The organism is Streptomyces sp. NPDC001985, assembly GCF_040296845.1.
Classification (GTDB): Bacteria; Actinomycetota; Actinomycetes; order Streptomycetales; family Streptomycetaceae; genus Streptomyces.
In genome coordinates, this window is the sequence record NZ_JBEOYB010000011.1 from 87,255 (window position 1) to 101,250 (window position 13,996).

Consider the following 13,996-nt stretch of genomic DNA (forward strand, 5'->3'; position numbering starts at 1 on the left):
GGACGTGGTACCTGGTGCGAACCCCTGCCGGGGCAGCACTGTAATCGAACGGGGGGAGCCCGGCGCGGGGGTCAGCGCACGACGAAGATCGTGCTGCCCTCCACCGCGAAGTCCCAGATGGCTCTGCCGTCGTCGGTGCGGACCCGGATCGCGCCGATCTGCTTGCCGGGGACAGGCTTCGGGGAGGAGCCGTCGACGGCGGCGGAGAAGGCGATGTTGACGCCGTCGGCGGAGGCGGCGAAGAAGACGGCGTTCTCGATGGAGACGCCGTCGGTGCCGGTGGCCGTGGGCTCCCGGTGGGTGACCTGGTGGCTGCCGACGGCGGGCTCCACAGTGCCCGGCCAGACGGTGAAGGTGGCGAGGGCCTCGCCCATGCGGTCGACGAGCCAGACCCGGTCCTTGCCCAGGGAGTACACCAGCCGCTGGCCCCGGCCCGAGTCCTCGGGGACGGGAGGGGGCTTGGGCGCGGTCCTGGGTGTGCCGGCGGGGGCCGAGGCGGAGGCGGAGGGGGAGGCCGCGGGCTTGCGGGTGGCGGCGTTCTGCGGGTCGGACTGGCCGGCCTGGACCGCGAGGAGGAGGACGCCCACGAGGGCGGCGGAGGTGAGGCCTGTGACCAAGGCGCCGGCGGATATCTGACGGGCCATCGGGCGGGTGTCTCCTCGGGGCGCTTGCGGGCCCCTGGTGGGGGCGATGACGGCGAGCAGCTTATCGGCTCATGTGGGAGGGGGTGGGGGGCTGGGGGGTGCGGGGCCCTGCGGTGCGGGGACCTGTGCCCCAGGGTCCGCCCTCAGTCGCCGGGCGGGCTGGGTTTGCCCGGGCCGCCTGCCGGGCGGGGTCCGTCCGCGAACTCCCCAGAGCTGCCTCCGGGAGGTGCCCCCAGACGGGCTGCATCTTGCACGGTGCGGGCGCCCGTGGCGCACGGTCCATCCTCAATCGCCGGACGGGCTGGGAGTGCCTGGACGGGCTGGGATTGCTCGGGGCACCCGGGGCGCGAGGTCCGTCCGCGAACTCCCCAGAGCTGCCTCCGGGAGGTGCCCCCAGACGGGCTGAGGTTGCTCAGCATCACCTGAGAGCAGAGGCACGACATCCAGCCCCGCTGAGGGCCGAGGCACGAAACCCAGCCCCTCCGGCGATTGAGGAGCGGGGGTTCGGGGGCTGGCCCCCGACCGTGGCCCGCGGGATGCGGGCACCTGTCGCACAGGGTCCGTCCTCAATCGCCGGACGGGCTGGGGGTGCCTGGACAGGCTGGGAGTGCCTGGAAGAGCTGGGATTGCTCGGGCCGCCCGGGGCGCGGGGGCCGTTCCCAGGTGGCGGGCGGGGTGGCAATGTTCGGGGTGCCCGGGGGGTGGTCAGGTGGGGAGGCGGTGGTGGGGCCAGGTGTAGGCGGGGTCGAGGGACAGGGCCCGGGCGAAGTGCGGGGCCGCCTCCGAGACCCGCCCCAGATCCTGAAGCACCGCCCCGTGCTCCGCCGCGATCCACGCCGCGTCCGGCCTCAGCTCCCCCGCCCGCTCCAGCTCCCCCAGCGCCTCCCCCAGCCTCCCCAGCGCATGCAGCACCTGCGCCCTCCCTCCGACCGTCAGCCCGTCCCCCGGAGCCAGCTCGTCCGCCCGGTCGTAGTCCCGCAGCGCCTCCTCGTACCGCCGCAGCCGCTCATGGGTGCGGGCCCGCCCGAGGTGGGCGTACGCGTACTCCGGCGCGTGGTCGATCGCCGCGCCGTAGTCCGCGAGCGCCTCCTCGTACCGCCCGGCGAGCTGGTGCGCGTGCCCCCGCTGGGCGAGCGCCCACTCGCGGGAGCGGGCCAGCTCCACCACCCGGTCGAGGTCGGCCAGCTCGGCCGCCGCGTCCCCCGTCTCCCGGTGGATCTCCGCGCGCCGGACCAGCGCCCAGAGGTACCCGGGCCGGATCTCCAGGGCCCGCCCCAGATCCGCCAGCGCCTCCCCGGTCCGGCCGAGACCGTGCTTGGCCATGGCCCGGCTGCCGAACGCCCACGCGTACCCCGGGTCCAGCTCGATGGCGCGGTCGTACCGCGCCACCGCCTCCTCCGAGCGGCCGATCCGGCGCAGGATCTCGCCGTGCTCACCGACGATCCAGGCGTTGCCCGGGTCGGTCTCCAGGGCCCGGCCGATATCGGCGAGGGCCCCCTCCGCGTCCCCGGCCGCCCGCCGCACCTGGGCCCGCCGCACCAGCGCCCAGATGTGCCGGGGCCTGATCTCCAGTGAGCGGTCCAGGTCCGCGAGCGCCTCCGCGCCGCGCCCGAGCGCGTGTTTGGCCTGCGCCCGGCTGGACAGCGACCAGCAGTCCGCCGGGTCGATCTCCAGCGCCCGGTCGAACGCGGCGAGCGCCTCCTCGTACCGCCCCAGCAGCCGCTGGGTCTCCCCCAGCCCGCCGTGCGCCCGCCCGTTCCCCTCGTCGAGCGCGATCGCGGCGCGGTAGTCGCGCAGCGCGCCGTCGGCGTCGCCGAGCAGCCGGTGGGCGCGGGCGCGCACGGTCAGCGCGGCGGCCCGGTCGGGGATGCCCGGCTCGTCCCGGCCGAGGATGATCCCGAGCAGGTCGATCCCGCCGCGCCGCTCGTCCTCCAGCGCGGTCCGGCACTCCCGGGCCAGGGCTCCGAGGGCGTCGTTCCCGGTGTCCTCGCCCGCGTCGGCGAGGGTCCGGGCCCACTGCCGGGCGGGCACCAACCCGGCGTCGCAGGCGTCGATCCCGTCGCGGAGCACGGCGGGCAGGGCGGTGCGCGGCCGGGCGCAGAGCCGGTGGTACAGCTCTTCGACGCGGAGTGCGCGCCAGCCGTCCTGGGCCCAGCGCTCGGCCGGCGGCAGCCCTTCCCCCGCCTCCCCGGCCCATGCGGCGAAGGCGTCCGCGAGCCGGGTGTGCCCCGCGCTCCAGCGTTCGGGGGAGCTGTTGCGGGTCAGCCGCAGCATGGGACGGCGGACGACGTCGTGGTACTGGGCGCGCCCGCCCCGGTCGCCGACGAACGGCAGGGTCCGCAGCCAGCCGAAGAGTTCCCGGGTCTCGTCGGTGCGGGCCGCCGCGCGGAAGATGTCCTCGTTGAGCCGGCGCGGCAGCGCTCCGTCGAGGGCGGCCGAGCGGCGCAGCGGGTCGCTCTCCCATTTGAGGAAGCGTTCGACGGCGGTGGCGCTGGGGTCGGTGACGCCGCCGGTGCGGCCGGCGTTCTCGGCGAGGGTGGAGACGAGGACCGGGAGCCGTCCGGAGAGCCGGAGCACATCGCGTACCACCTCCTCGTCCACGACGTCTTTCGCCGCGAGGAGGGTGCGGGCCTCGGACTCGGTGAAGGGGGCGAGCGGCAGTTCGGTGACGAGGTCGGCGCAGTCGGCCCAGACATGGGGGTCGACGGGGCGCTGGCCCGACGTGGTGATCACGGTCTGAGCGGGAAGCAGCCCCAGACGATCGGTTGTGGTCAGATCCCGTAACCAGGGGTCGAGAAACGGTCCGGTCCGTTCATAGGTGTCGAAGAAGAGAACGATCCAGGGGGCCTCGGAGGCCACCCGCTCCAGTTCGGCGGTGAGGACGGGGGTGAGGACCCGCACCGGGTCGAGCACCAGGGTCACGTCCTCCTGCCGCCCGAGGTGCCGGCTGAGCGCCGCGCGGACCCCGTCGGCCCCGGCCGCGACCCGGGCGGGGTCGACCGCTCCGGCGAGCGCGCCGATGCCGGGGACCAGACCGAGCCCGATCAGCCCGGCCTGGGCGGCGACCATCGACCCGGTGGTGGGCGCGGGAACGGCCCCGGGAGCACCCCCGCCCCCGGCCGCGTCCACGGCGGCGGCAGCGGCCGACTCCGCCTCGTACCGCCGCTGCCGGTAGGTGTCCAGCATCCGCTCCAGCGCCTTGAGCCGGACCCCCTGCCCGGCGAACTGCGCGCAGATCGTCTCCAGCGCCTCGGGCACGCTGTTGACCGACTCGTCCAGGGTCGCGGTGAGCGCCCGCCGCTCACGGGCGGTGTGCGCGAGCCGGCGGACCAGCGACGACTTGCCGACGCCCGCGTTGCCGTGGATGTGGAAGAGGAAGCGGTGGGCGGGGTCGTCGGGCGCCGTCGCGAGGTTGTCCTGAAAAAGGGCCAGTTCCGCCCGGCGGCCGACGAACCCGTCGAGTCTGCGCTGCCTCAGCAGCTCCTGCATGGACCCCATGGAGGTCATTGTGACGGCCGCGCCCGGCGCCCGCGCAACCCCGGACCCGCCCCGCGCACCGGCACCCGCGCACCAGCACCCGCGCACCAGCACCCGGGGGCGACCCCCGCCCTGCCCCGCCCCGCCCCGTTACTCCGTCACCAGCGGCAGCAGCTCCGGCAGATGCCCGTCCGACCCGTGCGCCGCGCGCATCCGCTCCTCGGGCACCTCCCCGTACAGCGTCGTCCGCGCCCGCGCCGGGCGGCCCGCCAGCTCGGCGATGGCCGTCAGATCCTTGATCGAGCGGTACGAGCCGTAGCGCGAGCCCGCCATCCGGGAGATCGTCTCCTCCATCAGCGTGCCGCCGACATCGTTGGCACCGGAGCGCAGCATCTCCGCCGCGCCCTCGGCCCCCAGCTTCACCCAGCTCGTCTGGATATTGGTGATGTGGGGGTGGAGCAGCAGCCGGGCCATCGCCGTGACCGCGCGGTTCTCCCGGTCGGTGGGGCCGGGGCGGGCGATCCCCGCGAGGTACACGGGTGCGTTGGTGTGGATGAACGGCAGGGTCACGAACTCCGTGAACCCGCCCGTCTCCCGCTGGATGCGGGCCAGCGTCCGCAGATGGCCGAGCCAGTGCCGGGGCTGGTCCACATGCCCGTACATCATGGTGGAGGAGGAACGGATGCCGAGCCGGTGCGCGGTGGTGATGACCTCGATCCAGTCGGCGGCGGGCAGCTTGCCCTTGGTGAGGACCCAGCGGACCTCGTCGTCGAGGATCTCGGCGGCGGTGCCGGGCATCGAGTCGAGGCCGGCCTCCCGGGCCTCCGTCAGCCACTCCTTGATGGACATCCCGGTCCGGGAGGCGCCGTTGACGACCTCCATCGGCGAGAAGGCGTGCACATGCATGTCCGGGACGCGCTTCTTCACCGCGCGCGCGATGTCGAAGTACGCCGTGCCGGGCAGATCGGGGTGGATGCCGCCCTGCATGCAGACCTCGACCGCGCCGACGTCCCACGCCTGGGCGGCCCGGTCGGCGACCTGGTCCAGGGAGAGGGTGAAGGCGTCGGCGTCCGTGCGGCGCTGGGCGAAGGCGCAGAAACGGCAGCCGGTGTAGCAGACATTGGTGAAGTTGATGTTGCGGGTGACGATGTACGTCACCTCGTCGCCGACGATCGACCTGCGCAGCTCGTCCGCGATCCGGGTCAGGGCGTCCAGCGCGGGGCCGTCGGCGTGGAGAAGGGCGAGGGCCTCGTCGTCGGTGAGGCGGGTGGGGTCGTCGGCGGCCTGCTTCAGCGCCTGCCGGACATCGGTGTCGATCCGCTGCGGCACCATCCCGGGCGCCGCGGCCTCGCGCAGCGCCTCCCAGTCCCCGTACACCGCGTCGAAGTCGTCACGGCGGTCGTGGGTGCGGCCCTCGGTGTCGATGGTCCGGTGCAGATCGGTGCGCCCGGTGGAGGTGAAGCCCTCGTCCGGCTCCTGCCACGGCAGGCCGACGGGCGTGGCGCCGGAGACCGCGAGCCCCGTCACGGGATCGGCGAGCGCCCGCACATGGGGCATGAGCCGGGGGTCCATCCAGGGCTCCCCGCGCCGGACGAACTCCGGGTAGACGCAGAGCCGCTCGGCCAGCGTGAACCCGGAGCCGGCCGAGTGCTCCGCCAGCTCGTCGATCCGGGGCCAGGGGCGCTCGGGGTTCACATGGTCGGGGGTGAGCGGGGAGACACCGCCCCAGTCGTCGATCCCGGCGCCGATGAGCCGTCCGTACTCCGCGTCCACCAGGTTCGGCGGGGCCTGGAGGCAGGCGGACGGGCCCATGATGTGCCGGGCCACGGCGACGGTCGCCACCAGGTCGTCCAGCTCCGCGTCGGGCATGCCGCGCATCGCGGTGTCCGGCTTGGCGCGGAAGTTCTGGAGGATCAGCTCCTGGATGCCGTGGTACGCGCGGGAGACGCGGCGCAGCGCGAAGAGCGACTCCGCCCGCTCCTCATGGGTCTCGCCGATCCCGATCAGCAGCCCGCTGGTGAACGGCACGGAGCTGCGCCCCGCGTCCTCCAGCACCCGCAGCCGGACGGCGGGGTCCTTGTCGGGGGAGCCGTAGTGGGGGCCGCCGGGCTCGCTCCACAGCCGGGTGGCGGTGGTCTCCAGCATCATCCCCATGGAGGGGGCGACGGGCTTGAGCCGCTGGAAGTCGGTCCAGGACATCACGCCGGGATTGAGATGGGGCAGCAGCCCGGTCTCCTCCAGGATGCGGATCGACATCGCGCGGACGTACGCGATGGTGTCGTCGTACCCCTCGGCCTCCAGCCACTCGCGCGCCTCGGGCCAGCGGTCCTCGGGCTTGTCGCCGAGGGTGATGAGGGCTTCCTTGCAGCCCATCCCGGCGCCGCGCCGGGCGATGGCCAGGACCTCGTCCGGAGACATGAACATGCCGTGGCCCGCGCGGCGGAGCTTGCCGGGGACGGTGGCGAAGGTGCAGTAGTGGCACTTGTCGCGGCAGAGGCGGGTGAGGGGGATGAAGACGCTCTTCGAGTAGGTGATGACGCCGGGGCGGCCGGCGGCCTCCAGGCCCGCGTCACGCACCCGCGCGGCGGAGGCACAGAGGTCGTCCAGATCACTTCCGCGCGCCTGGAGCAGCACTGCGGCCTCGGTGACATCGAGGGCGACCCCGTCCCTGGCTCGCTTGAGGGCGCGGCGCATGGCGTTCTCGGTGGGGCGGGCGGTCTTGTGATCCGTCATGAATCGAGCATACGAGCTGCATCCGACAGCCCACCGGCCCGTACCCGGTAACAGGAGTCAACCTCCGGTACGCCTCGGCCGGTGTGCCGCTCCCGGGGAACCGCCGTGCCACGATGACGGGTATGACGAACCACGGGGGCGGGGAAAAGGAACCGGAGCGGGAGCCGGGGGCCGCTCGGCGGTCGCGGCTGAGGGATCTCGACGGTGCGCGGCAGCCGGCGGGGGCGGGTGCTCCGGAGGCGCCCGAGCCGGCCGGAGCCGGTGTGCCGGAGGCGGCGGCTCCGGGTGAGGAGGAGGACCCGGTGGCCCGGCGGCGGCGCGAGTTCGCCGTCCTGCTGGGCGAGTTCCGGCGTACGGCGGTACTGGTCCCGTTCGATCCGTACGGCAGCCCGTGGACGGCCGACCAGGGCGGGGTCCGCTGGATCTGCGCCTTCTCGGACGAGGGCGCGCTCGCCCGGTTCGCGGCCCTCCGGGGCGAGGGCGGCCGGGAGTGGACGTACCGGACGATCCTGGGCGCGCGTCTGCTCGACGCGATGGTCCCGGCGCTGGCCGTGCCCGCCGGGGTGGCACTGGACGCGGGCAGCGGCGAGGGCATGCTGTTCCCGCCGGTGGCGGGGATCGTGCCCGACGCGGCGGCCGTCGATCCGGAGGGAGTGGAGGAAGCGGGATGAGCGGCGACAACGGGGACCTGGTCGCGCCGCCGGAGGCGCTGGCGCTGATCGCGAAGGGCATCAACGCGGCCCACCAGGAGCTGAAGGACCTCGGCATGATCGGCGAGGCCACGGCGGGCCGGGGCTTCGCGGACCTGGCCCTGTCCGGCCTGGACATGGGCCACGAGGGCCTGGCCGATCAGTTCAGGACATTCTGCGACCGATGGGAGTTCGGCGTCCGCAACCTGATGCAGAAGGGCAACGGCTTCGCCCAGGGCATCGGCCTCTCGACGGGCGCCTACGCCGAGCAGGAGCGGTACGTCAAGGACACGATGAAGATCGGCGTCAACTCGCTGAACGGAAACCCACACCTGAGCGAGGACGAGGTCAAGCGGAAGAGCTGGGCCGATATCGCCGCCCAGTCGCCCACCGACAATCCGGACTACAGCCCGGAGTCCTTCGAGCGGGCCCACGAGGAGGTGAAGCAGACCTGGAAGGACACGGCTTACGACGTCCAGGACAGCGCGCACGACTCGCTGGAGAGCTCGGGGGTGATCGGCCCCGAGGCGCGGGAGGCGGTGGACGAGCGGATGCGGGAGGGGCTCGATCCTTCGGAGGCGGCGGTGAGGCGGGCGCGTGAGGGATAGATCACCGAGGGGCGTGCGGGACGCGGGAGGTCATGCCGTGGAATCGGCAATTCCAGCTCTGGCGGCACTCGGTGGGCCACGCGGTGCTGCTGCTGCGGCGGAGCCACGACCCGGACCGGTACGGGACACGTATCGATGTCCTGTTCCCCGCCGTCGCGCTCATGCGGCTCCGGCCCTCGTACGCATCGCTCCGGATCGATGCCGCCACGGCGAGGGAGCACGACGCCCTGCTCGGGGGCCCGGCCCCGGACATCGCGCAGGGGGCGCTCCGCATCACCTTTCAGCGGATGGCCAGGCGAAAGCCGGCTGTCCGTCGGGCCTCCCTCGCCGCGGCGGACCTCACCGGTTGAGGGAGACGTCAGCCCAGACCGTTTTGCCCACCACGCGGTCCTTCGTGCCCCAGGAGGACGCCAGGGCCTCCACCAGGAAGAGGCCCCGGCCCGACTCCGCGTCCGGGGACGGGTCTCGCGGGACCGGCGCGCGTTCGGCGCGGGCGTCCGAGACCTCGATGCGGAGGGTGTCCGGGGTCAGGGTCAGACGGAGTTCGAACTCGCGGCCCGGGAGACGGGCGTGGGTCACCGCGTTCGCCGTCAGTTCGGCCACGATGTGGGCCGCCGCGTCCGAGGGGTCCGTACCGCAGGGGACGCCCCAGCCGTCCAGCGCGTGGACGGCCAACAGGCGCGCCAGTTGGGCGCACTTGCGCGTGGCGGGGAAGCGCTGGGTGAATTCAACCGTGCGGGTGGGGGTTCGGGGATTCATGTCACAGAGCTTGGCCCCGTACCCATACTGCTGAACAGCAGTGATGTCACGACGCTGGGTATCGGTACGGGTGCCTCCGGTGTGCTGTACGGGCCCTCGGCCGTGCCCGTACAGGCACGCACACAAAGGCGGTACGGACATGTCAGACGCAGCGCGCGAGCGGCGGCCCGAACTCCCCATCGAGCTGGACGGGACGGCCTTTCTCTTCAACACCCTCCGGCAGCAGGTGAAGATTCTCCGCACGGCGACCGGGATGAGTCAGAAGGACCTCGGGAAAGCGCTCAGCTTCAGCGAGGACCTCGTCTCCTCCATCGAGCGCGGGGTACGGCCCACCCAGCCCGACTTCCTCAACCGCGCGGACGACGCCCTCAACGCCGGCGGGCTGCTCAAGGCCGCCGTCGACGACGTCGAGAAGGCGCTCGCGCAGGCGCGGAAGCGGCATCCGGACTGGTTTCGGGACTTCGCTGACGCGGAGGCGCAGGCTCTTGCTCTGCATGACTACAGCGTTCAGGCCATTCCTGGGTTGCTGCAGACGGAGGAGTACGCCCGTACAGTCTTCAAGCACTGGCGGCCCCTGCTCAGCGACGAGACCATGGAGAAGAGGGTGGCCGACCGTATGGCCCGGCAGGTGATCCTGGACAAGTGGCCCGCTCCCACCTTCAGCTTCCTGATGGAAGAGGCCTTGCTGCGGCGGCCCATTGGAGGTGACGCTGTCCATAAGAAGCAGCTCCGGAAGGTGCTGGATGCCGGGCAGATGCGGAATGTGGAGATTCAGGTGATGCCCAACGACTGCGATGGTCACCCCTCTCTGGGGGGTGCGTTCAGTCTTCTGACTCCCAAAGGGAGGCGGCAAGTCGCCTATATCGAAGCCCAGGGTTATCCCAAGCTCATCACCGACCAGGAAGAGGTGCGCATCTTCAGCGAGCGTTATGGGATTATGCGATCACGGGCCCTTCGGACCGATGAATCCCTGTCCCTTATTGAGAAGTTGCTGGGAGCACCATGAACAGCGAGCACCTCCACTGGGTCAAGAGCAGCTACAGCGGTGGATCAGGCGGCGCCTGCCTGGAAGTCGCTCTCACCTGGGAGAAGTCCAGCTACAGCGACGGCTCTGGCGGCAACTGCGTCGAGGTCGCCGCCTGCCCCGCCCTCGTCCACGTGCGCGACTCCAAGCAGCCGGACGACGGGCGGCTCGACCTCCCCGTCCCCGTCTGGGACGCCTTCCTCTCCTACGCACGCGCGCATCCGATCGGCTAGCCGTCCCGTACAACCCTTGATCGCCATCGCGGGTCTCCTCTGTGCTCACCCAGACAGCAGGAGATCCGCATGCTCATGCGCAAGAACCTTCGCCTCGTCCTCGCGGCGGCCACCGCCGTCTCCCTCACCGGCGGGCTGCTCAGTCTCACCGCAGGGACCGCAGCCGCCGCGCCCGCCAAGTACGCCGACGACTTCAACGGCGACGGCTACCGCGACTACGTGTCCCACGGCAGTGGAGCCGGAGTGGTCATCACCTACGGGACCGCCACCGGGCCCGGCACCAAGACCAAGCGGATCGACCAGAGCAACCCCGGCATACCGGGCACACTGACCGGCAACGACGGCTTCGGGGGCTCCTCGGCCGCCGCCGACTTCAACAGCGACGGGTACGCCGACCTCGCCGTCGCCGACATGTCCGAGACAGTGGGGAAGCGCAAGCGGCAGGGCATGGTGGTCATGCTCTGGGGGTCCAAGTCCGGGCTCGGGTCCAAGGCGACCACACTCGCGCAGAAGTCGCCCACCTCCGAGTGGCTGTTCGGCCGGCACCTCGCCGTCGGGGACTTCGACGGCAACGGGAAGCCCGATCTGGCCGTCGCCGACTGGTTCACCGTGCACATCTACCGGGGCGGCTTCTCCTCCAAGGACGGCGGCACCCGGACGGTCACCCGGCACGACCCGAAGCACGGCGCCCTGCGCGAGATCACCGGGCTGGCCGCCGGGAAGGTGACCAAGGACAAGGCGAGCGATCTGTACGTCCTCGGAGCGGGGTATGTGAACGACCGGCAGACCTCGGGCACCTGGTTCCTGCGCGGTGGCTCCACCGTCACCGCGCCGAGGAAGCCCACCACGTACAACTCCTCCAGCCCCGACTGGTCCCCCGTGGGGGTCGTCGCGGACTTCGACAAGAACGGTTACGGCGATCTCGCGGTGACGGAGTCGGGGTACAAGAAGCACGCCGGTTCCGTGCTGGTCATGCGCGGCGGGGCGGACGGGGCCGGGTCCTCGTACCGGCTCACGCAGGACAGCGCCGGGGTGGCGACGTCGCTGAAGGCCGGGGACGAGTTCGGCTTCGACATGTCCGTCGGCGACACCAACCGGGACGGGTATCCGGACCTGGCGGTCGGCGTGCTGGAGGACATCGGGCGCGATCAGTCGGCGGGTGGGGTGCATGTGCTGCGCGGCGGGAAGAAGGGGGTGAGCGGTGGCGGGTCGCAGTGGTTCACGAAGGAGACGGCGGGGCTGCCGAGCAAGCCGTTCGGATCGTTCGGCGGGGAGACGAGGTTGCGGGACGCCGACCGGGATGGTGATGCCGATCTGTTCATCTCCGACAACTCCGGGCGGAGTTTTGTGCTGAAGGGAGGGGGGGCGGGGGTGAGCACGAAGTCCAGCTCGGTGGTGGGGCTGCGGGCGAACTTCCCGCAGTAGAGGGATTTTCGGTTGGGGCTCGGTGGGTGCGGGGTCCTGTGGCACAGGGTCCGTCCTCAAACGCCGGACGGGCTGAAATTGCTCGGGTTGCCCGCGCGCCAGGGTCCGTCCTCAAACGCCGGACGGGCTGGGTGGTGCAGCCGGACGGGCTCGGTGGTGACCGGACAAGCTGGGTGGTGGCCGGGCAGGCCAGGGGCTCGGCCGGGCGGGGCCGAGGGCGCGGGCAGGCAGGGCCGAGGGCTCGGGCGGGCAGGCCAGGGGCTCGGGCGGGCGGGGCGGGAGTTATCGGCGCAGGTCCGAGAGGAACTCCCTCACCAGCGGGCCCATCTCCTCCCCCAGGTCCTCCGCCGTCAGCAGCTCCTCCGACATCGCTCGCGGGGACAGCCGGCCCCCGGGGAGGGTCCGGGCGACCTCCGCCGCCAGGGCCGACGGGTGGCGGGCGTCCATGCCCGGGACGATCAGGGCCGGGGCGGTGATCGCCGCGAGGTCGGCGACCTCGCGGAACGCCCGGTCCTCGCCCAGCGCGCAGAACGCCGCCACGCTCGCCCGGTCCGCGCGCGGGATCGCCTCGCGGACGAGGTTGCCGATCAGCGGGGCGAGCGTCGGGAGGACCGGGGCCCAGGCGGCCTCCAGGCCCTCCGTCCGGACGCGGGCGGCGAACCGGCGGAAGAAGAGGCGTTCGGCCTCCTTCGCCTCGTCGTCCTCGATGTCCTCCACGCTGATCACGACGACCGCGCGGACCCTCCCGGGGTGCTCCAGCGCCGTGCGGAGCGCGATGGTGCCGCCCAGGCCCGTGCCAACGAGAACGGCGCGCTCCTCGCCCAGGTGGTCCAGGAGGGCGGTCACATCGTCCGCGTACCGCGACCAGGTGTGCCGGGCCGGGTCGGCGCAGACGGAGGCGCCCCAGCCCCGGATGTCGGGGAGCACCACCCTGTGGCCGTCCCCGATGCGCCCGGCCAGCGGGAGCAGGCTGCGGTGGTCGGGGCCGCCGCCGTGGAGCAGGACCACCGGTGACGGGCCGGTGCCGGCGCCGGCGCCGGTGGTCGCGGCGTACAGGGGACAGCCGTCACTTCCCCGGTACGTCAACGGGGTCGACTGGGTCATCCGTACTCCTCGGTTCGGTGGTGTCGACGGGGGGTGCGGCGGCGGGCTCCGGGCCGCGACGGCCGCGCAGGGAAGTGAACAGTACGGGGACGAACGCCACGGCCATGAACCCCGCCCCGGTCCACATCGCCGCCCGCACCCCCGCCAGCTCGCCGATCACCCCGGCCAGCGCCGAGCCCAGCGCCATCGCGCCCATCAGCATGAAGCGGAAGGTGGCGTTCATTCGGCCGAGCAGGGCGTCGGGGGTGCGGCGCTGGCGCAGGGTCACGGCGAGGACGTTGTCCACCCCGATCTTGAAGATCGCCAGCGTCCAGCCGGCCGCCGCGAACCAGAGCCAGCCGCCCCGGTCCACCAGCGGGACGACCAGGGCGGCCGGGGCCAGGGCGAGCCCGACCACACCGATCGTCCGGCTGTAGTCCCCGCCGAGGCGGCGGGCGATGGGGCGGGCGGCGTGGGCGCCGAGGAAGATGCCGACGCCGCCGGCGGCGTAGAAAAGGCCCAGGACGCCCGGGGAGAGGCCGAGTTCACGGGTGAAGAGGACCGGGAGGAGGGTGTTGGCGAGCTGGATGCCGAGGTTGGAGAGCGAGCCCGCCAGGCAGAGGGCGCGCAGTTGGGGATCGGCGAGGACATGGCGTATGCCCTCCCGTATCTGGGCGGCCAGGCGCGGCGGTCTCTCCCGGGCCGGGGGGCGGGGGGTGTCGCGGACACGGGTCAGACGGAGGGCCGCCGCGAGGTGGAGGAGGCTGACGACGCCCGTCGACAGGGGGGCGGCGAGCAGTTGGACGACGGCGCCGCCGGCTCCCCGGCCCGCGACCTGGCCGGCCGCCTGGAGGCTGACCAGGGCGGCGTTGGCCCCCACCAGGCTCTCCCGGCCCACCATCGCCGGGATCGCGCTCTGGGCGGCGACATCGACGAAGACGGTGCCGCAGCCGTGCAGCAGGACGACGGCGTACAACTGCCAGAGGGTGAGCGCGTCCAGCCACCACGCGACCGGTATGGAGAGACAGAGCGCCGACCGCGCCAGCTCACCCGTGATCATGATGCGGCGGTGGTTCATCCGGTCGATCCAGGCCCCGGCGGGAAGCCCGATGAGCAGGAACGACACGGTCATCAGGGTGACGAGTACGCCGACCTCACCGGGGCCCGCGTCCAGGGTGGTGACGGCGATCAGGGGGGTGGCCACGTAACCGACGTTCATCGCGAGGTTGGCGAGGACCACGGCGGAGAAGAGCGCGCGGAAGTCGGGGACCCGCCAGGGGCTTGGTGAGGTCATGCTCCTCACCCTGCCGGGGGTCCCATT

12 protein-coding genes are annotated in these 13,996 nt (G+C 72.7%); 6 read left to right on the forward strand and 6 right to left on the reverse strand.

From position 1 onward, the window contains the following. Positions 1-71: 71 nt before the first annotated feature. The 3 genes from ABT122_RS07390 to ABT122_RS07400 all read right to left on the reverse strand — a co-directional run bounded on the left by ABT122_RS07390 (position 72) and on the right by ABT122_RS07400 (position 6,854). Positions 72-644, reverse strand: coding sequence for a hypothetical protein (locus ABT122_RS07390; protein ID WP_351546744.1), 573 nt, complete (start codon positions 642-644; stop codon positions 72-74). A 705-nt stretch (positions 645-1,349) separates the two neighbouring features. After that, the gene (locus tag ABT122_RS07395) at positions 1,350-4,142 is read right to left on the reverse strand and encodes a tetratricopeptide repeat protein (protein ID WP_351546747.1); all 2,793 of its coding nucleotides are present in this window, start codon (positions 4,140-4,142) and stop codon (positions 1,350-1,352) included. Between the two features lie 129 nt (positions 4,143-4,271). Next, positions 4,272-6,854 (reverse strand): bifunctional FO biosynthesis protein CofGH, encoded by a 2,583-nt coding sequence (locus ABT122_RS07400; protein ID WP_351546750.1) that lies wholly within the window; start codon positions 6,852-6,854, stop codon positions 4,272-4,274. Between the two features lie 122 nt (positions 6,855-6,976). Here ABT122_RS07400 and ABT122_RS07405 point away from each other — a divergent pair, with 122 nt between their 5' ends. Genes ABT122_RS07405 through ABT122_RS07415 form a run of 3 tightly spaced genes read left to right on the forward strand, consistent with a single transcriptional unit; the run spans position 6,977 to position 8,501 of the window. Then, the gene (locus ABT122_RS07405; protein WP_351546753.1) at positions 6,977-7,525 is read left to right on the forward strand and encodes an SseB family protein; all 549 of its coding nucleotides are present in this window, start codon (positions 6,977-6,979) and stop codon (positions 7,523-7,525) included. Next, complete coding sequence (locus tag ABT122_RS07410; RefSeq protein WP_351546756.1) at positions 7,522-8,151, forward strand: hypothetical protein; 630 nt, start codon at positions 7,522-7,524, stop codon at positions 8,149-8,151. The genes ABT122_RS07405 and ABT122_RS07410 overlap by 4 nt, the downstream gene beginning before the upstream one ends. A 32-nt stretch (positions 8,152-8,183) precedes the next feature. Next, positions 8,184-8,501, forward strand: a complete 318-nt coding sequence (locus ABT122_RS07415; protein WP_351546759.1) for a hypothetical protein — start codon at positions 8,184-8,186, stop codon at positions 8,499-8,501. On the opposite strand, the gene ABT122_RS07420 is transcribed toward ABT122_RS07415, so the two are convergent. Further along, positions 8,491-8,910 (reverse strand): ATP-binding protein, encoded by a 420-nt coding sequence (locus ABT122_RS07420; protein ID WP_351546762.1) that lies wholly within the window; start codon positions 8,908-8,910, stop codon positions 8,491-8,493. The genes ABT122_RS07415 and ABT122_RS07420 overlap by 11 nt on opposite strands. Positions 8,911-9,049: 139 nt before the next feature. Between ABT122_RS07420 and ABT122_RS07425 the strand changes: the two genes are divergently transcribed. The 3 genes from ABT122_RS07425 (at position 9,050) to ABT122_RS07435 (ending at position 11,592) form a co-directional block, all read left to right on the forward strand. Then, positions 9,050-9,916, forward strand: a complete 867-nt coding sequence (locus tag ABT122_RS07425; RefSeq protein ID WP_351546765.1) for a helix-turn-helix domain-containing protein — start codon at positions 9,050-9,052, stop codon at positions 9,914-9,916. Further along, entirely contained in the window at positions 9,913-10,167 is a 255-nt protein-coding gene (locus tag ABT122_RS07430) for a DUF397 domain-containing protein (RefSeq protein ID WP_351546767.1), read from the forward strand. The genes ABT122_RS07425 and ABT122_RS07430 overlap by 4 nt, the downstream gene beginning before the upstream one ends. A 69-nt stretch (positions 10,168-10,236) precedes the next feature. Continuing rightward, entirely contained in the window at positions 10,237-11,592 is a 1,356-nt protein-coding gene (locus ABT122_RS07435) for an FG-GAP and VCBS repeat-containing protein (protein ID WP_351546769.1), read from the forward strand. A gap of 282 nt (positions 11,593-11,874) precedes the next feature. On the opposite strand, the gene ABT122_RS07440 is transcribed toward ABT122_RS07435, so the two are convergent. Both ABT122_RS07440 and ABT122_RS07445 read right to left on the reverse strand, forming a co-directional pair. Then, positions 11,875-12,696 carry an alpha/beta fold hydrolase gene (locus ABT122_RS07440; RefSeq protein WP_351546771.1) on the reverse strand — a complete coding sequence of 274 codons (822 nt, stop codon included), beginning with the start codon at positions 12,694-12,696 and terminating at the stop codon, positions 11,875-11,877. Continuing rightward, the gene (locus ABT122_RS07445; RefSeq protein WP_351546774.1) at positions 12,659-13,969 is read right to left on the reverse strand and encodes an MFS transporter; all 1,311 of its coding nucleotides are present in this window, start codon (positions 13,967-13,969) and stop codon (positions 12,659-12,661) included. The genes ABT122_RS07440 and ABT122_RS07445 overlap by 38 nt, the downstream gene beginning before the upstream one ends. Between the last annotated feature and the right edge of the window lie 27 nt (positions 13,970-13,996).

Excerpts from the sequence above, each read along its gene's own strand:
- ABT122_RS07390 (WP_351546744.1), bottom strand. The coding sequence starts at position 644 with ATGGCCCGTCAGATATCCGCCGGCGCCTTGGTCACAGGCCTCACCTCC.
- ABT122_RS07395 (WP_351546747.1), bottom strand. The coding sequence starts at position 4,142 with ATGGGGTCCATGCAGGAGCTGCTGAGGCAGCGCAGACTCGACGGGTTC.
- ABT122_RS07400 (WP_351546750.1), bottom strand. The coding sequence starts at position 6,854 with ATGACGGATCACAAGACCGCCCGCCCCACCGAGAACGCCATGCGCCGC.
- ABT122_RS07405 (WP_351546753.1), top strand. The coding sequence starts at position 6,977 with ATGACGAACCACGGGGGCGGGGAAAAGGAACCGGAGCGGGAGCCGGGG.
- ABT122_RS07410 (WP_351546756.1), top strand. The coding sequence starts at position 7,522 with ATGAGCGGCGACAACGGGGACCTGGTCGCGCCGCCGGAGGCGCTGGCG.
- ABT122_RS07415 (WP_351546759.1), top strand. The coding sequence starts at position 8,184 with ATGCCGTGGAATCGGCAATTCCAGCTCTGGCGGCACTCGGTGGGCCAC.
- ABT122_RS07420 (WP_351546762.1), bottom strand. The coding sequence starts at position 8,910 with ATGAATCCCCGAACCCCCACCCGCACGGTTGAATTCACCCAGCGCTTC.
- ABT122_RS07425 (WP_351546765.1), top strand. The coding sequence starts at position 9,050 with ATGTCAGACGCAGCGCGCGAGCGGCGGCCCGAACTCCCCATCGAGCTG.
- ABT122_RS07430 (WP_351546767.1), top strand. The coding sequence starts at position 9,913 with ATGAACAGCGAGCACCTCCACTGGGTCAAGAGCAGCTACAGCGGTGGA.
- ABT122_RS07435 (WP_351546769.1), top strand. The coding sequence starts at position 10,237 with ATGCTCATGCGCAAGAACCTTCGCCTCGTCCTCGCGGCGGCCACCGCC.
- ABT122_RS07440 (WP_351546771.1), bottom strand. The coding sequence starts at position 12,696 with ATGACCCAGTCGACCCCGTTGACGTACCGGGGAAGTGACGGCTGTCCC.
- ABT122_RS07445 (WP_351546774.1), bottom strand. The coding sequence starts at position 13,969 with ATGACCTCACCAAGCCCCTGGCGGGTCCCCGACTTCCGCGCGCTCTTC.